Annotated in this window: 19 protein-coding genes; 4 read left to right on the top strand and 15 right to left on the bottom strand. The window is 60.8% G+C overall.

Annotated features, from left to right (window positions below; translation table 11 throughout):
* Positions 1-62 precede the first annotated feature (62 nt).
* The 13 genes from BXU06_RS02360 to cysM all read right to left on the bottom strand — a co-directional run bounded on the left by BXU06_RS02360 (position 63) and on the right by cysM (position 10,116).
* Positions 63-587: an RNA pyrophosphohydrolase gene (locus BXU06_RS02360; RefSeq protein ID WP_077296457.1), complete on the bottom strand. Its 525-nt coding sequence runs from the start codon at positions 585-587 to the stop codon at positions 63-65.
* A gap of 238 nt (positions 588-825) precedes the next feature.
* Positions 826-1,308, bottom strand: a complete 483-nt coding sequence (locus BXU06_RS02355) for a GNAT family N-acetyltransferase (RefSeq protein WP_077296455.1) — start codon at positions 1,306-1,308, stop codon at positions 826-828.
* The gene (locus tag BXU06_RS18450) at positions 1,301-2,623 is read right to left on the bottom strand and encodes a PAS domain-containing methyl-accepting chemotaxis protein (RefSeq protein ID WP_077296453.1); all 1,323 of its coding nucleotides are present in this window, start codon (positions 2,621-2,623) and stop codon (positions 1,301-1,303) included. Before BXU06_RS18450 ends, BXU06_RS02355 begins: the two co-directional genes overlap by 8 nt.
* Before the next feature lie 313 nt (positions 2,624-2,936).
* A complete protein-coding gene (locus tag BXU06_RS02345) occupies positions 2,937-3,701 on the bottom strand; it encodes an MBL fold metallo-hydrolase (RefSeq protein WP_253189507.1) in 765 nt (254 codons plus the stop codon).
* The gene (locus BXU06_RS02340; RefSeq protein WP_077296449.1) at positions 3,691-4,467 is read right to left on the bottom strand and encodes a TatD family hydrolase; all 777 of its coding nucleotides are present in this window, start codon (positions 4,465-4,467) and stop codon (positions 3,691-3,693) included. Before BXU06_RS02340 ends, BXU06_RS02345 begins: the two co-directional genes overlap by 11 nt.
* A 30-nt stretch (positions 4,468-4,497) precedes the next feature.
* Entirely contained in the window at positions 4,498-5,487 is a 990-nt protein-coding gene (holB, locus tag BXU06_RS02335; RefSeq protein ID WP_077296447.1) for a DNA polymerase III subunit delta', read from the bottom strand.
* Positions 5,484-6,113, bottom strand: a complete 630-nt coding sequence (gene tmk / locus BXU06_RS02330; RefSeq protein WP_077296445.1) for a dTMP kinase — start codon at positions 6,111-6,113, stop codon at positions 5,484-5,486. Before tmk ends, holB begins: the two co-directional genes overlap by 4 nt.
* A 6-nt stretch (positions 6,114-6,119) precedes the next feature.
* Complete coding sequence (gene mltG / locus BXU06_RS02325; protein WP_077296443.1) at positions 6,120-7,109, bottom strand: endolytic transglycosylase MltG; 990 nt, start codon at positions 7,107-7,109, stop codon at positions 6,120-6,122.
* Between the two features lie 176 nt (positions 7,110-7,285).
* The gene (gene rplI, locus BXU06_RS02320; protein ID WP_077296441.1) at positions 7,286-7,738 is read right to left on the bottom strand and encodes a 50S ribosomal protein L9; all 453 of its coding nucleotides are present in this window, start codon (positions 7,736-7,738) and stop codon (positions 7,286-7,288) included.
* 19 nt (positions 7,739-7,757) lie between these two features.
* The gene (rpsR, locus tag BXU06_RS02315) at positions 7,758-7,985 is read right to left on the bottom strand and encodes a 30S ribosomal protein S18 (RefSeq protein ID WP_077296439.1); all 228 of its coding nucleotides are present in this window, start codon (positions 7,983-7,985) and stop codon (positions 7,758-7,760) included.
* Position 7,986: 1 nt separating this feature from the next.
* Positions 7,987-8,277 (bottom strand): primosomal replication protein N, encoded by a 291-nt coding sequence (priB, locus tag BXU06_RS02310; protein ID WP_256364056.1) that lies wholly within the window; start codon positions 8,275-8,277, stop codon positions 7,987-7,989.
* Positions 8,278-8,290: 13 nt separating this feature from the next.
* Positions 8,291-8,686: a 30S ribosomal protein S6 gene (gene rpsF, locus BXU06_RS02305; RefSeq protein WP_077296437.1), complete on the bottom strand. Its 396-nt coding sequence runs from the start codon at positions 8,684-8,686 to the stop codon at positions 8,291-8,293.
* 527 nt (positions 8,687-9,213) lie between these two features.
* On the bottom strand, positions 9,214-10,116 hold the full coding sequence (cysM, locus tag BXU06_RS02300; RefSeq protein ID WP_077296435.1) for a cysteine synthase CysM: 903 nt from the start codon (positions 10,114-10,116) through the stop codon (positions 9,214-9,216).
* Between the two features lie 504 nt (positions 10,117-10,620).
* Here cysM and BXU06_RS02295 point away from each other — a divergent pair.
* Positions 10,621-12,489, top strand: a complete 1,869-nt coding sequence (locus BXU06_RS02295; RefSeq protein WP_077296433.1) for a hypothetical protein — start codon at positions 10,621-10,623, stop codon at positions 12,487-12,489.
* Positions 12,490-12,725: 236 nt separating this feature from the next.
* Positions 12,726-16,124, top strand: coding sequence for a transcription-repair coupling factor (gene mfd / locus BXU06_RS02290; protein ID WP_077296431.1), 3,399 nt, complete (start codon positions 12,726-12,728; stop codon positions 16,122-16,124).
* A gap of 175 nt (positions 16,125-16,299) precedes the next feature.
* Here mfd and BXU06_RS02285 read toward each other — a convergent pair whose 3' ends face one another.
* A complete protein-coding gene (locus tag BXU06_RS02285; protein WP_216352525.1) occupies positions 16,300-17,070 on the bottom strand; it encodes a DUF4145 domain-containing protein in 771 nt (256 codons plus the stop codon).
* Between the two features lie 224 nt (positions 17,071-17,294).
* Positions 17,295-18,062 carry a class II glutamine amidotransferase gene (locus BXU06_RS02280; RefSeq protein ID WP_077296427.1) on the bottom strand — a complete coding sequence of 256 codons (768 nt, stop codon included), beginning with the start codon at positions 18,060-18,062 and terminating at the stop codon, positions 17,295-17,297.
* 117 nt (positions 18,063-18,179) lie between these two features.
* Between BXU06_RS02280 and BXU06_RS02275 the strand changes: the two genes are divergently transcribed.
* Together BXU06_RS02275 and hslO are read left to right on the top strand one after the other, a co-directional pair.
* Positions 18,180-18,749 carry an MFS transporter gene (locus BXU06_RS02275; RefSeq protein WP_077296425.1) on the top strand — a complete coding sequence of 190 codons (570 nt, stop codon included), beginning with the start codon at positions 18,180-18,182 and terminating at the stop codon, positions 18,747-18,749.
* A 31-nt stretch (positions 18,750-18,780) separates the two neighbouring features.
* Positions 18,781-19,650 (top strand): Hsp33 family molecular chaperone HslO, encoded by an 870-nt coding sequence (hslO, locus tag BXU06_RS02270; RefSeq protein ID WP_077296423.1) that lies wholly within the window; start codon positions 18,781-18,783, stop codon positions 19,648-19,650.
* The last annotated feature ends 98 nt before the right edge of the window (positions 19,651-19,748 follow it).

Genomic DNA, 19,748 nt, shown 5'->3' with positions numbered 1-19,748 from the left:
CAAGTAAGAAAAGAAAATCCCGCCACAGCAAGGCGGGCGGGATGGAGCAGGCTGGCCGGAGGTCAATCCAGCTGGCTGGCTGCGGGCGGGTCAGGCGGCAGGGCGCGCGGGTCGAGGCCTTTGAGAAATTTGGCCAGTTCGCCCAGCGCACGCTGGTAGACGTCGCGCTTGAATTCGATCACCGCGTCCACTGGTGCCCAATAGGTGTTCCAGCGCCAGGCGTCAAACTCGGGGTGGCTGGTGGCGCGCAGGCAGACGTCGTTGTCACGCCCGGTGAGGCGCAGCAAGAACCAGATCTGCTTTTGCCCACGGTAGCTGCCGCGCCATTCGCGGCGAATCCAGTGGGTGGGCACTTCGTAGCGCAGCCAGTCGCGGGTGCGGCCCAGAATCTTGACATGGTGCGGCGACAGGCCGACCTCTTCCATGAGTTCGCGGTACATGGCCGCTTCCGGGCTTTCGCCCGGCTTGATGCCCCCTTGCGGAAACTGCCAGGAGTGCTCGCGCACCCGCTTGCCCCAGAATACTTCGTTACGGGCATTGCACAGAATAATTCCGACATTGGGGCGGTAACCGTCCCGGTCTAACATGATGCAACCTGCCTGATATCCAATGGCCTGAATTCTGGCACATTTTTCGCCGGGAGGACAGACGGTGGGGTCATCGCCTGGGCTAGCAGGCTGGGCATGCAGCGCGGTGCGGCGGGAATCAGGTCACGATTTGGGCTGAGCGCCGCTGACAAAAGGGTGCTGAGCGGCTGAACCAGGGCGCGCCGGCAAGGTACGGCAAGGCGGCACAACGCGGAATCAGGGAGGGGGTGAGCGCTTGTTATGCCGGGCCGGCAAACACCTGCCGCCATGGCTGCATGGCCGATGGAGCAAAGCCGTGGCGGGCATAAAAGCGCTGGGCCGGCAGGTTGTCGCTGTCGGTCAGCAGGGTCACTCGCAAGCAATCCTGGGCGCGGGCGTGGGCCAGCGCGGCGTCGAGCAACTGGCCGCCAACGCCCTGGCCGCGTGCCAGGGGGTGCAGCACCATGTCTTCCAGCCAGGCCACCCGCCCACCCAGCGCGGTGCTGATGGTATACAGCAGCGACACCATACCGCACACCACGCCGGCCTGACGCCAGACCAGAATCTGGCCGATGTCGGGTTGTGCCAAGAGCTGGCGCAGGCCGCGCAGCTGGCGTTCCGGGTCGGGGGTAAAGTCGGCCTCCTGGGCAAACAGCAGGGTCAGCAGCTCAACCAGGGCGGGCAGTTCTGCGGGGCCGGCAATGGCGATGCCGTCGGCGGGCAGCGGGTGGGCGTCAGCCATGCTGGCCTACTGCATACTGGCTGATGGCCTTCACCACCGAGCGCGCGCCTTCCATGATCTGGCCCATGGTTTCCCCGGCTTCGCGGGTGCGCACCACACTTTGCGACGCCTGTTCCTGAATGGCCGACATGTTTTGCACTGCCACCTGGGTTTGCTGCTGAATTTCCGACACCATCTTGCTGATTTCGGCGGTGGAGGTGGTGGTGCGTTCGGCCAGCTTGCGCACTTCGTCGGCCACCACGGCAAAGCCGCGCCCTTGCTCGCCGGCGCGGGCGGCTTCAATGGCCGCGTTCAGTGCCAGCAGATTGGTCTGGTCGGCAATGTCCTTGATGGTCTGCACAATTGAGGTGATCTGTTCGGAACGCTGGCCCAGCGCCTGCACATTCTGCCCGGCCTGCTCGATGCTGCCGGCCATTTGCTGGATTTCGTCGCCGCTGCTGCGGATATTATCCGCCCCGGTGCTGGACAGCGCTTCGGTTTCCTGCGCCACTTCGTAGGCAAAGCGGGCGCTTTCGCTTTCTTTTTTCTGCGACAGCACCCGTTCGGTAATGTCCGAGGCAAATTTCACCACCGAAGTCACGGTTTTGCCGTCGGTGGCAAATACCGGGTTGTAGCTGGCCTCCAGCCAGCGTACCGAGCCGTCCTTGGCCAGCCGCTTGATCTGCCCGGAAAAGAGTTGACCGCGCCCCAGATTTTGCCAGTGGGTTTGATATTCGGCTGACTGGGAAAATGCCGGGTCGCAGAACAGGCGATGGGTTTTGCCCTTGACTTCATCCAGACGATAGCCCAGCACTTTCAGGAAGTTGTCATTGGCATCAATCACCGTGCCATCCGGGGTAAATTCAATCACCGCCATGGCGCGGTTGATGGCGTTCAGCTTGGCGCGGTTGCGTGCTTCGGCCTCAACCTGTGCGGTAATGTCCGATGCCAGCTTGATATACGAAATCACCTGCCCCTGACCATCGCGCACCGGCGCGTAGGTGGCTTCCAGCCAGATTTCCTTGCCCTCGGCGGTTTGACGCCGGACCTGGCCGGTAAACGGCTCGCCCCGGCGCAGGCTGTCCCAAAACTGCTGGTAGGCCGGGCTGTTGGCCTCTTCCCGGCTACACAGCTGGCTGTGTTTTTTGCCACGCACATCGTTCTCGTTGCGATACCCCAGCAAGCGCAAGAAATGCTCATTGGCCGACAGAACATTGCCGTCCCGGTCAAAGCGGATCACCGCCATGGCGCGTGACAGGGCGGCCTCAGCGGCAGCGGTGGCCTGCGCTTGCTGTTGCAGGTTGGCGATTTCTTGTTTGAGTTTGCTGTTGAACATGCAGGATTCCAGTCAGTGGCAAAAACGCGCTGTGCGACCGGTCGGACAAGACACGGCCAAGGCAGTTAGGGGTGTGCGTTAAGTCTATTATTATCGGCCAAGCGTCAGGCGAAGTTAAGTAAAACTACGCTATAAATATCAGTGAAACAGGCAAAACATTTCAAAAAAAATCGTGTGTCACACAGAATATTTTACCCACCACAAACGGATGAACCGCTCACGCAAGCGACCAAAGCAAGGCAAAATGGCTGTGTAATAGGCGGATGGAATTTTTTCCATCGATCATACCATGCATTTTGGATGAAAGACAGCTTCAACCGTGCAGGCGCATGCCATCGTAGCCCACCACCACCCCTGGCGGGCATTGCGCGCTCAAGGTGTGGTATTCCAGTTCGTGGGTCATGTGGATCAGCACGGTACGCGGCGCGGCCAGCCGGGCGGCCAGTTCCAGCGCCTGGGCAAAGCTCAGGTGGGAGGGGTAGGGGGTCATGCGCAGGCAGTCGAGCAGCAACAGGCGCACGCCGGCCAGCAGTGGCCAGCTGGCGTCGGGAATCGACGAGATGTCGGTCAGGTAGGCCACCTCGCCAATCCGCCAGCCCAGAATCGGCCATTGGCCATGCAACACCGGAATCGGCGTGACCGTTACCCCGGCATAGGCAAACGGGCCATCAATGGCGTGGGTTTCCAGCACCGGTTTGTCCCATTGCGGCCCGGCGGCGTGCAGCGCGTAGCCAAAGCGGTCGCGGATATTGTCCATCATGAAGCGGCTGCCAAACAGCGGAATCGCCCCGCGCTTGAGGTAGCAAAAGGCGCGCAGGTCGTCGATGCCGTTCAGGTGGTCGGCGTGCGGGTGGGTGTAGAGCACCGCATCCACCTGGCGCAGGCCCTCGCGCAGCGCCTGCTGGCGCAGGTCGGGGCCGGTATCGATCAGGAAGTTCACCCCGTTGGCGCGCAGCAGTGTGCTGGCGCGGGTGCGCCGGTTTTTCGGGTCGGCGGAGACGCAGGTTGGGCAGGCGCAGCCGATGGCCGGGGTGCCGGAGCTGGATCCGCAGCCCAGGATCAAGACATCAACGTCCACGGGGTACCTTGGCAAACAGGGTAAAGAAATTGTCGGTGCTGGCCTCGGCCACCGCCTCCAGCGACAGCCCGCGCAGCTCGGCAATATGTGCGGCCACCTGGCGCACATACGCCGGTTCGTTGGTTTTGCCGCGATGCGGCACCGGGGCCAGGTACGGCGAATCGGTTTCGATCAGCAGGCGATCCAGCGGAACCTTGCGCGCCACGTCCTTGACGGTGCTGGCGCTCTTGAAGGTGACAATCCCGGAAAACGAAATGTAAAAACCCAGGTCCAGCGCCGCCGATGCCACTTCCCAGCTTTCGGTAAAGCAGTGCATCACCCCGCCAGCGGCGTCGGCCCCGGCTGCACGCATCACCGCCAGGGTGTCGTCGGCGGCGTCGCGGGTGTGGATAATCAGCGGCAGGCCGCTGCGCCGGGCGGCGCGGATATGCACGCGAAAGCGTTCGCGCTGCCATTCCAGCTCGCCCTTGCACCAGTGGTAGTCCAGCCCGGTTTCGCCAATGCCCACCACTTTGGGGTGCTGCGCCTCGGCCACCAGGTCGTCTTCGCTGAATTCCGGGCTGTTTTCCACATCCGGATGCACGCCAACGGTGGCGTAAAAATTGTCGAAGCGCTCGGCCAGCTCGCGCACCGCCGGGTAGTCGGGGCGGTTGACCGAAATCACCAGCGCATGGCTGACCGCCTGGGCGGCCATATTGTCGCGGATGGCGTCAATGCGCTGGATCAGGTCGGGGAAATTCAGGTGGCAGTGGGAATCAACCAGCATGTCGGGACTCGTGTCAGCGTGTTCAGTCGGTCAGGCGGCGGCAAACAGCGCCTGGTATTCCAGCAAGAGCTGTTCCATCTGCATGCGCACATTCAGGGTGTGGTGGCCAAAGCGCGACAGCTGCATCAGCGTCTCGTTAAAACCATGCAGGCGGCGCGGGTCCAGCCGGGGGGCCAGCGCATTCAGCGCGGCCCGTTCATCCGGATAATAACGGATCAAGCCCGCCAGCCTCAATCCAGCCAGATCGTGCAGCCAGCGTTGCACCCAGCCCACCGGCACGGCCAGCGGCAGTTTGGCGCTGTCCAGCGCGCCGGCGGCATCCAGAATGGCGGTCATGCCCGGCTGGCTCAGCGCGGCCAGCAGCTTGCGCCGCAAGGGGCGTAGCGCGGCGTCGTCCAGCGCAAACGGCGCGCCACCGGCGTGGGCCAGTTCGGTGGCAGCGTCGGTTTCGCCGTGGCTGTTGAGCCAGGCCAGCGCCTGCGCCTGATCGGGCGCGGTCAGCGGAAAAATCCGGCAGCGGCTGCGCAGGGTGGGCAGCAGTTTTTGCAGCGCATGGCTGACCAGCAGGAACACCACATCGCCGGGCGGCTCTTCCAGCACTTTCAGCAGCGCATTGGCGGCGTTCAGGTTCATTGCCTCGGCGGGTTCGATCAGAATCACCCGCCGCCCGCCCCGGTGCGAGCTGAGGTAAGCAAAGTCGATCACCCCGCGCACCGCTTCAATCTTGATGACTTCCAGCTTGCGGGCGGCCGGTTTGCCGTCGCTGGTTTCTTCGCTGTCCGGGCGCAGCCCCCGGAAGTCCGGGTGCGCCTGCTGGGCAAACCAGTGGCAGGCCTCGCACTGGCCGCAAGGGCGCTGGTCGGGCTGTGGGTGTTCGCACAGCAGCGCCTGTGCCACATGGCGGGCAAATGCGCCCTTGCCAATACCCGCCGGGCCGGTGAGCAGCAGCGCATGCGGCAGGCGGGAAAACTGCGCGGCAAAGCGCTGCCAGTCGGCCAGTTGCCAGGGCAGCAGGCTCATGCGCAGCCCTTTCGCGCCAGCAGTTGCGCCAGCGCGGCCAGGGCGTCGGCGCGCACCTGTTCCAGCGGCTGGTCAGCGCGAATCACCACCACCCGCTGTGGGTCGGCGGCGGCGCGGGCCAGATAGGCATCGCGCACGCGCTGGTGAAACGCCTGGGCTTCCTGCTCAAAGCGGTCCAGCTCGCGCTCGCCGGCCATGCGGGCGTGGGCCACGTCGATTGGCGCGTCAAACAGCAGGGTGAGGTCAGGTTGCAGGCCCTGCTGCACCCAGTGTTCCAGCACGGCAATCCGCGCCGGATCCACCCCACGCCCGCCCCCCTGAAAGGCAAAGGTGGCGTCGGTAAAGCGGTCGGACAGCACCCAGCGGCCTTGCGCCAGCGCCGGACGGATCACGGTATGCACATGTTCGCAACGGGCGGCAAACATCAGCAGGGTTTCGGTGTCCAGCGTGGCGTGGGTGGCCGGGTCGAGCAGCAGGCTGCGCAGTTGTTCGCCCAGCGGGGTGCCGCCCGGTTCGCGGGTCAGCAGTGGGTCGATGCCCTGCGCCAGCAGGCTGTTGCGCAGGGCGGGCAGATGCGAGGTTTTACCTGCGCCATCAATGCCTTCCAGGGTAATGAAACACGCCATGGTCGATCAGTCTTTCTTGCCCAGGATGTAGCGGCGCACCGCCTGGTTGTGTTGGTCCAGTGTCTCGGAAAACTGTGAGCTGCCGTCGCCCCGCGCCACAAAATACAGCGCCCGGCCTTCTGCCGGATGCAATGCGGCATGCAGCGCGGCCCGGCCCGGCAGGGCGATCGGGCTGGGCGGCAGGCCGGCGCGGGTATAGGTGTTGTACGGGGTGTCGGTTTGCAGGTGAACGCGGGTGAGGTTGCCGTCAAAGGCCTCGCCCAGGCCGTAAATGACACTGGGGTCGGTTTGCAGGCGCATGCCAATGGCCAGCCGGTTGAGAAACACCCGGGCAATCATGGGCCGGTCGGCGGCCTGGCCGGTTTCCTTTTCAATCAGGCTGGCCATGATCAGCGCTTCATACGGGGTGGCGTAGGGCAGGCCGGGCGCACGCTGCGCCCAGGCGGTGTCCAGCTCGCGCTGCAATAGCTGCGCCGCCTGGCGCAGCACCAGAATATCGCTGCTGCCGCGCAAAAAGCGGTAGGTGTCGGGAAAAAACAGACCTTCGCCATGCGTGGCATTCAGCTTGAGTTTGGCCAGCAATTCGGCGTCTGACCACTGGCTGGTGTCGTGGCGCAGGGCTGGGTGGCGGTCCAGCTCGGCACGAAACTGACGCAAGGTCCAGCCTTCACGGATGGTGACCCCCTGCAAGCTGGTTTCGCCTCTGGCCAGCTTTTGCATCACCGCCCACATTGACATCGGCTGGGTCAGCCGGTAATCCCCGGCCTTGAGCCGTGGGGCATCGCCGCTCAACTTGGCCAGCAGCATGAACGCCCCGGCATGACGCACGGCACCGGACTGCGCCAGCGTTTGCGCAATTTCCCCCAACCCCTGGTTGGGCTCAATGGTGAATTCCAGCGGAAAACCGGTGGCTGGATACGGCGATAGCACCCACCAGGTGCTGCCTGCACCCAGCCCGCCGATCAGCAGCAGCATCAGAAAAAATCGTTTCAGCATTCACGTTCACGCCAGAAAAAAACAAGCCACAGGGAGACGCCCATGGCGGCATTGTGGCACACGCTGGCAGCCGCTTGCGGGAAAACGCGCCGGCCATCAGAGGGGCACGGGCAGCGGCCCGCCCATAAAAAAACCGCCAGCACAGGCCGGCGGTTCTTTTTTCCACTGCGCAATACTCAGGCAGCAGCGCCCACCACCGTCACGGTGATGTTCACCACCACATCGTGGTGCAGGGCGACTTCCACTTCGTACTCGCCGATGGCCTTGAACGGGCCGTCCGGCAGACGAACTTCAGCCTTTTTCACTTCAATGCCAGTAGCGGTGATGGCTTCGGCAATGTCGGCGTTACCCACCGAGCCAAACAGACGGCCATCCACGCCAGCCTTTTGAGCGACGGTGACAGCAGCGCCAGCCAGCTTTTCGCCACGAGCCTGGGCAGCGGCCAGAATTTCGGCTTGCTGCTTTTCCAGTTCGGCGCGACGGGCTTCAAATTCCTTCAGGTTGGCGTCGGTGGCGCGCTTGGCCTTGCCTTGCGGAATCAGGAAGTTACGTGCGTAACCGTCTTTAACCTTGACGATATCGCCCAGCTGACCCAGGTTGGCCACTTTTTCCAGAAGAATGATTTGCATGGTTCTCGGCTCCTAAATCTTAGTGCTGGTCGGTGTACGGCATCAGCGCCAGGAAACGGGCGCGCTTGATCGCGGTCGACAGCTGACGCTGATAGCGGGCCTTGGTGCCAGTGATACGAGCCGGGATGATCTTGCCGTTTTCGGCGATGAAGTCTTTCAGCAGATCGACGCTCTTGTAGTCGATTTCCTTGATGCCTTCGGCAGTAAAGCGGCAAAACTTGCGGCGCTTGAACAATTGACGTGCCATGTTAAATACCTTTTTCAAATTCAACGTGTTGGATGTGCAGCACCAGCTTCGGGTTTCTCAGGCTGCGCGCGGCCAGAAAGCCTTGTGCGGTCACCGTGCGCTCATTGAGCGATGCGGCCAGCTCAGTGGCCAGCGGGCCAACCAGCAAGGCCTGCACCAGGCAGCGCACATCGCGCTCAAAGCCTCCGGCGCTTTGCCGGGACACATGCTCCAGCGCAAACTCCAGCACGGCAATGCCAGCCGGGGTGTAGCGCAGGGCATCATGCACACGGGCAAGCCCGGTCAGAACCACCCGATTGTGCCAATCACTCGGCAGCGGCGGCTTGGGCTTCGGCTGCAACTTCTTGCGTGCCTGCTGCGCTGTCCAGCAGATTCTTGGCCTTTTCTTCCTTCATCATCGGGGAAGCTTCGACCACGGCGCGGTCCATCTTGACGGTCAGATGACGCAGCACGGCGTCGTTGAATTTGAACGCGTGTTCCAGTTCTTCCAGAGTTTCACGGTCGCACTCAATGTTCATCAGAACATAGTGGGCTTTGTGGATTTTCTGGATCGGGTAAGCCAGTTGGCGGCGGCCCCAGTCTTCCAGGCGATGCATCTTGCCTTCGCGACCGAGCACCATGCCCTTGTAGCGTTCGATCATCGCCGGCACCTGCTCGCTTTGGTCAGGATGGACGATAAATACGATTTCGTAATGCCGCATGTGAACTCCTTTTGGATTGCAGCCTTCCGCCATGCGTAGCGGGAAGGCAAGGGTTGCGAAAACCGTCGATTATACGGGGTATTGGCGTTGGGCCGCAATGCATTGGCAAAAATTGCGCCAATGACCGCCAGTACGCCTCAGCGCCGCTCACCAAACCCAGCACAGCGATCCTGGCCAGGCGCGCAACCGTAGACAATTGCCAGGTCGTGCAACAACGCTAGTAGCCAGTCACCATGATCTGAATCGACTGACAGGCGATTAGACCGCTTTCGGCATGAGTTTCACCCCAGGTGTCGTTCCCGCGAAGGCGGGAACCCAGACCGCGCCACAGCGTGCGCGGTGGGCATGGCGCAGGTAGCGCTGATGAGCGCTCACCCCGCTGTACGCTGTGGACACGCCTGGATTCCCGCCTGCGCGGGAATGACGCGGTGGGGCGCGGCGAGTGGTTCGTCGTGGAACGTGAGCCATCGTGTTTCAACGTGACTGGCTACTAGGAGGGTGTTGTGAGCCGCTCTTTGAACACACTCTTAGCCCGGAAACAGGCCGGTAGACAGGTAGCGGTCGCCACGGTCGCAGACAATCGACACAATCACGGCGTTTTCCAGCTGTTCAGACAATTTCAGCGCCACCGCCAGCGCACCGCCAGACGATGGGCCAGCCAGAATGCCTTCTTCACGCGCCAGGCGGCGGGCGGTGTCTTCGGCTTCGGCCTGGCTGATCAGCACCAGTTGGTCAATGCGGGAAAAATCACAAATTTTTGGCAGGTATTCCGGCTCCCATTTGCGAATGCCGGGAATCTGGCTGCCGGGCTCCGGCTGTACGCCAATGATCTGGATAGCCGGATTCTGGCTTTTCAGATAGCGCGAGGTGCCCATGATGGTGCCAGTGGTGCCCATGCTGGAAACAAAATGGGTGACCGTGCCCGCCGTGTCGGCCCAGATTTCCGGGCCGGTGGTTTCAAAGTGGGCCAGCGGATTGTCGGCATTGCCAAATTGATCCAGAAACAGCCCTTCACCCGCGTCCACCCGCCGCCGCGCTTCGTCAATGGCCCCCGGCATCGACGCCGCTGCCGGGGTGAGCACCACCTCTGCGCCGTAGGCCTTCATGGTGGCCACCCGTTCGGCGCTGGAGTTTTCCGGCATCACCAGCACCATGCGGTAGCCCAGAATTGCCGCCGCCATGGCCAGGCCGATGCCGGTGTTGCCACTGGTGGGTTCAATCAGTGTGTCACCCGGGCGAATGGCCCCACGCGCCTGGGCGTGACGAATCATCGACAGCGCCGGGCGATCCTTGACCGAGCCGCCGGGGTTGTTGCCTTCCAGCTTGACCAGCACCACATTGTTGCGCTCACCGGGCAAACGCTTGAGCCGCACCAGTGGGGTGTGGCCGACAAAATCTTCCAGGTAATGAAAAGTCGGGGGGGTAGACATCGGCGTGTTCCTGAAAAAAGGTTCAGCCGATTATAGTCTGCGGCACTCGGCCATGGTCGCTGACATCAATATGGAATCAGAACCGTTTTTCATATGATTAGAATTTCTAAGCTTCAGTCCGCGCCACCGCTTGCCCTGACCCCAGCCCCTGCCACCACAGGCCCCAGCATGGCCCCGCCGACAGCCATTGCCCCGCTTGCGCCACACCGCCCGGATCTTCAAGCCGCCCCAGAAATGACAAAATAATTCCGGTTTATTTATTTTCGCCATGTGGCTGCGTGTTATCTACTGCAATGCCCTGTAATGGCAAGTTATCAATAAACCCGTAGTATTCAGCTTGTTTTAACGCTTCACCTCCCGTGTGGATTTCTCCCGAACAGAATGCAGAAAAAGCCCGTTGAAATTTTACTGCACTGCAATGGGTGCTATCGCTTTCATGTCATCGTCTGGAAGAAATATCACACACCCCGGCTGTTCATTATTGCGCCACCCTGAGGAATCATCATGGAAATCAAGCTGAACCAGTGGATTTATCTGGAAAATTTCAACCATGGCCGTCTGTTTGCTGCTGATGCCGACAAGATTGATAACGATCACCTGGTGGAAACCGACCCCACCGGCAAAACCGGCGACAAATACCAATGGATGATTCATCAGGTCGGCAGCGATTATTTCATCCAGAATCGCTCGCATGGCTTTATGTTCAGCGCAGATGGCGACAAAAAGGGCAGCGACCACCTGGTGGAATGCGACCCCAAGGTAATCACTCTGGCTCAAGCCATCAGCAAGGGCAAGGACAGCAGCAAGTGGAAATGGACGCTCAGTGCCAGCCCGACCGAACTGCTGATTACCAATCAGCGGTATGGGCAGATGTTTGCCGCTGACGAGGACAAAAAAGGCAACGATCATCTGGTGGAAACCCGCCCGAATGGCCGCGACAGTGGGGGCAAATGGGCATGGGCCATCACGGAAATCAATCCGCATATCGACTGGATTTATCTGGAAAACACCTTGTATGGTCGCCTGTTTGCCGCCAACGAGGACAAGAAAGGCAATGACCATCTGGTCGAAGCCGACCCGCTATGTGGCAGCGGCGACAAATACCTGTGGGCCATTCACCAGTCTGGTGGCGAGTGCTTCATCCAGAACAAACTGTACGGCTTCATGTTTGCCGCCGATCAGGACCGACAGGGCAGCGATCACCTGGTGGAATGCGACCCCAGCGTGACCACCTTGCTGCAGGCGATCAAAAAAGGCCAGGAAAACGCCAAGTGGAAATGGGACGTGGGCAGCGGCATGGGCATGGTGATCAGCAACCGGCGCTATGGCCGGATGTTTGCCGCCGCCGAAGACAAAAAAGACAACGACCATCTGGTGGAAACCCGCCCGAATGCGCAAAACACCGGTGGCAAGTGGGCCTGGACCCGTAGCGAGCACTGGACCCCGGCAGATTGGATGGGCGAACTGGCCACGGTGATTGGCAATACCCCGCTGAAAGAGCTGGTACTGCCCGGCACCCATGACTCTGGCAGCTATGCCTGCTCGGCCACCTCAACCCTTGCCCCCAAGCAGGATATCCCCGAATGGGTCAATGCCATTTACGGCATCCCGCTGGTGGGCCTGGGCGTGATGGACGTGATTGCCCGCTGGGCCAAAGCGCAAGGCAAGAACATTGCCGGCCAGCTGGCTGGCGGCATCCGCTATCTTGATCTGCGCGTGGTGCGCACCGGCAAGCAGTATGACACCTGCCATTCGCTGTATGGCGCGTCCATGAATGAGGTGATTCACCAGACCAAGACGTTTTTGGCACAACACCCCAAAGAACTGGTGATTCTGGACTTCAGCCATCTGTACAATATGGACAGCCTGAATGACCAAATCCCGCTGATTCAGCAGCTGATTGACGCATTTGGCAGCAAAATGGCCCCGAACAGCATGGGCCCCGATAATACGCTGAATGATTTCTGGAAAAAGGGCTATCAGGTGATTGCGCTGTACGACAATGCCGACGCCGTCAACCAGTATCCGCAGCTGTGGTCACAAAGCCAGATTTCTTCCCCGTGGCCAGACACCACCCACCTGGACACGCTGAAGCGGAAAATGGACGACAATCTGCGCCAGCGCAACGTCAATACCCTGTTTGTGCTGCAAGGGTTGCTGACACCGGATGGCGACATGATTGCCAAGGGCCTGGTGCCGTTTACCAGTGATCCCTCTTCCCTGGAAAACCTGGCCAAAACCGTCACCCCGGACGTCACCACCTGGCTGGAGGACTGGGCCAGCCAGAATCAAAACATTGCGATTGTGGACTGGTTCAACCTGGCCAACTATGTGGGGACCATTCGCCAGATCAATGTGCAAAAGCATCGTTAAGCCGGCACGGCGTGATTCAGGGCCATCGTGGTGGTCCCTGAAAATCAACTGAACCGGGGTAGCCAGGCAAGGGAAAGCCGGTGCGCTGAAAAACCCAGGCTTGCCCTTGCGCCCCACCGTCCAGCGGCCCGTTCCCCGTCTCCCGGCAAATCAGATGTAGCCGGGCAGACGGCTGGGCTACAATCCAGGCTTCCCGATGCCCTTACCGGCAGCCCCGGCTGCCGGTCCAGCGAGCCATGACCCTATCTGATTTTGCTGCACTTCGTCCCGGCCAGAAACAGCGGACCGGGGTGTTGACCGCCTCTGCCGACGCCCGGCTGCTGGCCGGCCTGCTGACGCCCGGCACACCGCTCTTGGTGCTGACCGCCGACGCCGAGGCCGCGCAACGGCTGAAAGAAGAAATTCCGGTGTTTGCCCCTCAGGCGCGGGTGTTGCTGCTGCCCGACTGGGAAACCCTGCCCTACGACCATTTTTCGCCGCATGCCGACCTGGTGTCCGAGCGGCTGGCCACCCTGTGGCAAATCCGCCAGGGCCAGGCCGATGTGATTCTGGCACCGATCAGCACGGCGATGACCCGGCTGGCACCGCTGAGTTTTCTGGCCGGGCGCACGTTTGTACTCAAGCAAAAGCAGACCCTCAACGTGGACGCGCTGCGCGCCGATCTGGCGCTGGCGGGCTATACCCATGTCACCCAGGTGTACACCCCCGGCGAATTTTCCGTGCGCGGCAGCCTGATCGACCTGTTTCCCACCGGCTCGGCGCTGCCGTACCGGATTGACTTGTTCGACAATGAAATCGACAGCCTGCGCACCTTTGACGTGGATACCCAGCGCACGCTCTACCCGGTCAGCGACATGCGCCTGCTGCCAGCGCGCGAGTTTCCCACCGATGAAACCGGGGTGACCACCTTCCGCCAGCAGTTCCGCGAACGCATGGAAGGCGACCCCTCCAGGGCGCAGATCTACAAAGAAGTATCCAACCAGTGCTGGCCGCCCGGCATTGAGTACTACCTGCCGCTGTTCTTTACCGAGACCGCCAGCGTGTTTGACTACCTGGGCGATAGCGCCCGGCTGGTGCTGCACCACGACGTACAAGTTGCTGCCGAAGCGTTCTGGAAAGAAGCCGGTTCGCGCTACGACCTGCTGCGCGGCGACCCGGCCCGGCCACTGCTGCCGCCCGCCGAGGTGTTTTTGCGTCCGGACAGCCTGATGGCCGAGCTCAAGCGCTACCCGCGCCTGGAGCTCCCTGCCGAAGGCGACGCCGATCCTGGCACCGCACGGCTGCCCGCGCTGGCGGTGGACCGCCGCGCCGACGACCCGCTGCACGCGCTCAAGCAGTTTATTGCCGGGTTTGCTGGCCGGGTGCTGATTGTGGCGGAAAGCCTGGGCCGACGGGAAACCCTGCAGCAGTTCATGGCTGAACATGGCCTGGTGCTGGATGGCGTGGCCGACTACGCCAGCTTTGCCCACGGCAGCCAGGCGCTGGCGGTGCTGGCCGCGCCGCTGAGCGGCGGCTTTATCGACCCGCACGCCGGGCTGGCGGTGATTACCGAAACCGAGCTGTACCAGCATGTCAGCCGCCAGCGTCGGCGCAGCCGCAGCCGCGCCAGCCAGGACGCCATGCTCAAGGACCTGGCCGAGGTCAAGGTGGGCGATCCGGTGGTACACGAAACCCACGGCATTGGCCGCTATCAGGGGCTGGTGTCGATGGACCTGGGCGAGGGCGAATCCGAAATGATGATGCTGGAGTACGCCGACCAGGCGCGGCTGTATGTGCCGGTCAGCCAGCTGCAGCTGATTTCGCGCTGGGCTGGCGGTGCCAGCGACAACGCCCCACTGACCCGGCTGGGGTCGCCGCAGTGGGAAAAAGCCAAGCAGCGTGCCGCCGAAAAAGCCCGCGACACCGCCGCCGAGCTGCTCAATCTGTACGCCCAGCGCGCCGCGCGCGAAGGCCACGCCTTTGCCCTGTCGGACGACGATTACGCTGCCTTTGCCGAAGGCTTTGGCTTTGACGAAACCCCCGACCAGCAAGCCGCCATTGAGGCAGTGATTGCCGACATGACCTCGGGCAAGCCGATGGACCGGCTGGTGTGCGGCGACGTGGGCTTTGGCAAAACCGAAGTGGCCCTGCGCGCGGCGTTTGTTGCCGTGCTGGGCGGCAAGCAGGTAGCAGTGCTGGTGCCCACCACCCTGCTGGCCGAACAGCATTACCAGAACTTTGCCGACCGCTTTGCCGACTGGCCGGTGAAAATTGCCGAGCTGTCGCGCTTCAAGAGCGGCAAGGAACTGAAAACCGCGCTGGCCGGCCTGGCCGACGGCAGTGTCGATATCGTGATTGGCACCCACCGGCTCACCCAGCCCGACGTCGAGTTTGCCCGGCTGGGCCTGGTGATCATCGACGAGGAACACCGCTTTGGCGTGCGCCAGAAAGAACAGCTCAAGCGCCTGCGCGCCAATGTGGACGTGCTGACGCTGACCGCCACGCCGATTCCGCGCACGCTGGCCATGAGCCTGGAAGGCCTGCGCGACTTCTCGGTGATTGCCACCGCGCCCAGCCGCCGGCTGGCGGTGAAAACCTTTGTCAGCCCGCACAGCGCCGGCGTGGTGCGCGAAGCCGTGCTGCGCGAGCTCAAGCGCGGCGGCCAGGTGTTTTATCTGTACAACGAAGTGGAAACCATCGAAAACATGCGCGAACGGCTGGCCGAACTGCTGCCGGAAGCGCGCATCGGTGTGGCCCACGGCCAGCTGCGCGAGCGCGAGCTGGAGCAGGTGATGCGCGACTTTCACCAGCGCCGCTTCAATGTGCTGCTGTGCTCGACCATTATCGAAACCGGCATCGACATCCCCAACGCCAACACCATCCTGATTCACCGCGCCGACAAGTTTGGCCTGGCCCAGCTGCACCAGCTGCGCGGGCGGGTGGGGCGCAGCCATCACCAGGCCTACGCCTACCTGCTGACCGGCGAAGGGCTGACCCGCGACGCGCAAAAACGCCTGGAAGCGATTCAGTCGATGGAAGAACTCGGCAGCGGTTTTTACCTGGCTATGCACGATCTGGAAATTCGCGGTGCCGGCGAAGTGCTGGGCGAGGGACAGTCGGGTGAAATGCACGAGGTGGGTTTCTCGCTGTACACCGAAATGCTCAAGCAGGCGGTCAAGGCGCTGAAAAAAGGCCACGAACCCGACCTGGACGCCCCGCTGGGGGTAACCACCGAAATCAATCTGCACAGCCCGGCGCTACTGCCCGACGATTACTGTCCGGACGTGCACGAGCGGCTGGTGCTGTACAAGCGCCTGGCCAGCTGCGACAACGACAGCGAGATCGACGCCATCCACGAAGAGCTGATCGACCGCTTTGGCCTGCCGCCGCAAACGGTGAAAACCCTGATCGACAGCCACCGCCTGCGTCTGGCCGCACGCGAACTGGGCATCCAGAAAATCGACGCCAGCGAAGTGGCCATCCAGCTCACCTTCATCAAAAACCCGCCGATCGACCCGATGAAAATCATCGGGCTGATCCAGAGCAAGCGCAACTACAAGCTGGCCGGGCAGGACAAGCTCAAGGTGGAAAGCCCGCTGCCGGACGTGGCGCTGCGCAGCGTGCGGGTGAAGGAGCTGCTGCGCGAGCTGCGTTAAGGAAACGCTGAGCAAGTCGTCATTCCCGCGAAGGCGGGAATCCAGGGGTTTGATTTTGCTGGGTTTTGATTTTGGCAAACACGATTTTTCTGAATAAATCAGCGCATCCCTAGAGTTGTGTTGCTGTAACGCAATACTCGTCACTCGTTGTGCAATTATGCAGGGCGAGTGTAGATTATTTTTTACGTACAACCCCTCTTGCTGTATTGATGCTTTCAACTAAAAAATCAAATGAAGGTTTTTCCTCAGGGTAGAGTGTAATCAATATGTGTTCAAAAATCTTGTAACCATCAAAAACATCGCTTTGCTGGATTTTAATTTCCCCTGGGTGCGTGCCGTTATTTCCTAAGAATCTTATTGCAGTCGCGTATTCAGTTATTGTTGTACTATTGTTGCCCAGTGTGATATCTAACAATTTAACCCTGTTCTCTAAATTTAGATAGTGATCGTTATTACTTCTTTTAGCTATGTTTTTTTCATCAAGTAGAGCCTCTAAACTGGCACGCAAGGCACTCAGGCTCAAGCTAGGAGAAAAGAAAAAAGTGGAAAATGATGTCTCAAGTGCTTGTTTTACTGTTTTAGGCGTGCCGGTTGGCGGTGTGAATATCTGCAATGGAGGCTCGAAGTATTTTGCATGAAAAATCTCTTTCCATGTTCGGTCGTAGCCATCGATTCCATTATCAAAATCCTCCTCTTGTACTTCTCCTGTGCCTGTGCAAACTACACCACATCCACATGAGGCATTGGTGCACTTAAGGTGCATTGTAAAAATGTATGTAATCCATGAGGGGTCAAAGTCTGGGTCGTTTGTATCTATTGGTTCTTTATGGTGTTTATGGAAGTTGTTGTTTTCGCAGTGTAATGACTGGGCTCCACATTGTGGGCATGGCCAGATTGGGATTTTGTTGCCATTAAAATCTAGGGGGAATAGACTTTCGTCTAGCATGAGGAGGGTCTCCGTGAAGATATTTGGCAAGGTTTTATTCTAGAGCGCCATGTATAGAGTTGGTTGGTGAGTAGTGATTTTTATGTATAAGGTGTACTGGCGTTTTGTTATTTTTTGGCATGCCGATGGCTTGATTTTAGGTTGGTTTTAAGCCGGTTTAGTGAAATTCGACCATGAGAAAATTATTGCACGATATGTTTTTTAACGCAAATTATGCGAAAGAGCTATCCCTCTAGCGGCGAACCATCCCGAAACACCAGCACGGTGTCTTTCGGGTGCGCAGTCCAGGCTTCGTTGTCGGTCAGCGGCAGGGTGGCAATCACCGCCACCCGGTCATTTGGGGTGGTCACCTCGGCAAAGTCGATATTCACATCGTTGTCAATCAGGTGCGCTGTGCTGAACGGTGCCTGGCGCACCAGATAATGCAGGTGGGTGCTGCAGTGGGTAAACAGCGCGTCGCCATTGGACAGCATGAAATTGAACACGCCATGCTGGCGGATCTGCGCGGCCAGCGCGTAAATGGCCTGGGTCAGCACCGGCAGCGGCGGCAGCTGGTCAAACTGCTGGCGCAGCTGCTCCAGCAGCAGACAAAACGCCGCTTCTGAATCAGTGTCGCCCACCGGACGGTAATACTGCCCCTGCGGCGGGGCAAAGTTTTCCAGATTGCCGTTATGGGCAAAAATCCAGTAACGCCCCCACAGCTCGCGGTGAAACGGGTGGGTGTTTTCCAGCGCAATCCGGCCCTGGGTGGCCTTGCGGATATGGGCAATCACGTTTTTGGACTTGATTGGGTAGCGGCGGATCAATTCAGCCACCGGCGAATGCGCGCTGGGCTGGTCGTCGATGAACAGCCGGCAGCCGGCACCTTCGAAAAAAGCAATGCCAAAGCCATCGGCGTGCTGGTCGGTCAGTCCGCCTCGGCGGTGAAAGCCTTCGAAGGAAAACAGGATGTCGGTCGGGATATTGCAATTCATGCCAAGCAGCTGGCACATAACACACCTCATGGGCTGGGCAGATGGGCAAATGGCCGGGCGGGGCACCATCTGGCTTGTTTTTTGCCCGGATGGCTTTATCTTACTGCTTTATTGCCTTCAGGAAACCCCTTCGCCATGACCACCATCACCGTGGCACGAAAAGGGCGCGAGGTTGCCATCGCGGCGGACAGCCAGTCCACCTTTGGCGACACCCGGCTGACGTCCACTTACGACGCCCGCTTCAACAAGATTTTTCAGCTGGACGACAGCTTTATCGGCATCTCCGGCAGCGCTGCGCACGACCTGGTATTCCAGTCGGCGCTGGCCAAGCTGAAAAACCGCGATCTGAGCAGCCGTAGCGCCATTTTTGACACCTTTCGCAAGCTGCATCCCAAGCTCAAGGAAGACTTTTTCCTCAAGCCGGACGAAGACGACAGCGACCCCTACGAGTCCAGCCAGATGACCGTGCTGATTGCCAACCCAGCTGGCATCTTTGCCGTGTACTCCATGCGCGAAGTGTACGAATACAATCGCTTCTGGGCGATAGGCTCGGGCCGTGACTATGCGCTGGGGGCGATGTACGCTGCCTGGGACAGGCTGGACACCCCGGCGGCGATTGCCCAGCTGGGCGTGGAAGCCGGCTGTGAATTCGACATCAACACCGCCGCCCCGCTGACCCTGTACTCGACCACGCTGCGCGATTGAGCGCGTTAATCTCGTTCTGGAGCCCTCACTCATGCACGACGTGTTGCAACGTTTTCTGTTCGACCAAGCCCCGGTGCGCGGGGCGCTGATCCGGCTGGACCAGTCCTGGCGGGAAATCCTCTCCCACCACAGCTACCCGCCGCGCCTGCGCAACCTGCTGGGCGAACTGCTGGCCGCTGGCGCGCTGCTGGCGGCCAATCTGAAATTTGACGGCACGCTGATCATGCAGATGCAGGGCAGCGGCGGGCTGAAATTGGCGGTGGTGGAAATCAACGCCGACCACACCCTGCGCGCCACCGCGCGCTGGGACGGCGAACTCGACGAGCGCGCCAGCGTCGAGACCTTGCTGGGTCAGGGTCAGTTTGTCATCACCCTGGACCCGCGCAATGGCAGCCAGCCCTACCAGGGCATTGTGGCGCTGGAAGGCGACAGCGTGGCGGCCATGCTGGAGCACTACATGCTGCGCTCGGAACAGTTGGACACCCGGCTGATGCTGGCCAGCGATGGCGAACAGGCTGCCGGCATGCTGCTGCAGCGCCTGCCCGACGGCCACGGCGACGCCGACGGCTGGCCACGGGTGCAGGCGCTGGCAGACACCGTCAGCGCCAATGAACTGCTCACCACCCCGGCGGACACCCTGCTCTACCGGCTGTTCCACCAGGAATCAGTACAATGCTTCGAGCCGGCCAGCCTGAACTTTGCCTGCACCTGCAGCCGCGAACGGGTGGCCGGCATGCTGCAGATGATGGGCAAAGCCGAAGTGGCTAGCGTGATTGAAGAACAGGGCAGCGTGGAAGTGCAGTGCGATTTTTGCAATCAGCGCTATGTGTTCGACGAAGACGACACCGCCGGCTTGTTTGTTGATGCCCCACCCAGCGGCCCGGCACCATCGCTGCATTAAGCGCCGCTCACAAACCCCTCCTGGCGTTGTGGTGTGACCTTGCCGTACTACCCGTGCTGTCTGCGGTCACACGCCCAGCCAGGACCGTTGCGCTGGGT

The organism is Aquaspirillum sp. LM1, from assembly GCF_002002905.1.
Lineage (GTDB): Bacteria > Pseudomonadota > Gammaproteobacteria > Burkholderiales > Aquaspirillaceae > Rivihabitans.
This window is presented reverse-complemented; position numbering and strand designations above follow the sequence as displayed.

What these genes read in the sequence shown, in the direction of transcription:
- BXU06_RS02355 (WP_077296455.1), bottom strand. Translation starts at nt 1,308, where the DNA reads ATGGCTGACGCCCACCCGCTGCCCGCCGACGGCATCGCCATTGCCGGC.
- holB (WP_077296447.1), bottom strand. Translation starts at nt 5,487, where the DNA reads ATGAGCCTGCTGCCCTGGCAACTGGCCGACTGGCAGCGCTTTGCCGCG.
- cysM (WP_077296435.1), bottom strand. Translation starts at nt 10,116, where the DNA reads ATGTCTACCCCCCCGACTTTTCATTACCTGGAAGATTTTGTCGGCCAC.
- BXU06_RS02280 (WP_077296427.1), bottom strand. Translation starts at nt 18,062, where the DNA reads ATGTGCCAGCTGCTTGGCATGAATTGCAATATCCCGACCGACATCCTG.
- rpsF (WP_077296437.1), bottom strand. Translation starts at nt 8,686, where the DNA reads ATGCGGCATTACGAAATCGTATTTATCGTCCATCCTGACCAAAGCGAG.
- rpsR (WP_077296439.1), bottom strand. Translation starts at nt 7,985, where the DNA reads ATGGCACGTCAATTGTTCAAGCGCCGCAAGTTTTGCCGCTTTACTGCC.
- rplI (WP_077296441.1), bottom strand. Translation starts at nt 7,738, where the DNA reads ATGCAAATCATTCTTCTGGAAAAAGTGGCCAACCTGGGTCAGCTGGGC.
- BXU06_RS02295 (WP_077296433.1), top strand. Translation starts at nt 10,621, where the DNA reads ATGGAAATCAAGCTGAACCAGTGGATTTATCTGGAAAATTTCAACCAT.
- mltG (WP_077296443.1), bottom strand. Translation starts at nt 7,109, where the DNA reads ATGCTGAAACGATTTTTTCTGATGCTGCTGCTGATCGGCGGGCTGGGT.
- BXU06_RS02340 (WP_077296449.1), bottom strand. Translation starts at nt 4,467, where the DNA reads ATGCTGGTTGATTCCCACTGCCACCTGAATTTCCCCGACCTGATCCAG.
- BXU06_RS18450 (WP_077296453.1), bottom strand. Translation starts at nt 2,623, where the DNA reads ATGTTCAACAGCAAACTCAAACAAGAAATCGCCAACCTGCAACAGCAA.
- BXU06_RS02360 (WP_077296457.1), bottom strand. Translation starts at nt 587, where the DNA reads ATGTTAGACCGGGACGGTTACCGCCCCAATGTCGGAATTATTCTGTGC.
- hslO (WP_077296423.1), top strand. Translation starts at nt 18,781, where the DNA reads ATGCACGACGTGTTGCAACGTTTTCTGTTCGACCAAGCCCCGGTGCGC.
- BXU06_RS02285 (WP_216352525.1), bottom strand. Translation starts at nt 17,070, where the DNA reads ATGCTAGACGAAAGTCTATTCCCCCTAGATTTTAATGGCAACAAAATC.
- mfd (WP_077296431.1), top strand. Translation starts at nt 12,726, where the DNA reads ATGACCCTATCTGATTTTGCTGCACTTCGTCCCGGCCAGAAACAGCGG.
- BXU06_RS02275 (WP_077296425.1), top strand. Translation starts at nt 18,180, where the DNA reads ATGACCACCATCACCGTGGCACGAAAAGGGCGCGAGGTTGCCATCGCG.
- tmk (WP_077296445.1), bottom strand. Translation starts at nt 6,113, where the DNA reads ATGGCGTGTTTCATTACCCTGGAAGGCATTGATGGCGCAGGTAAAACC.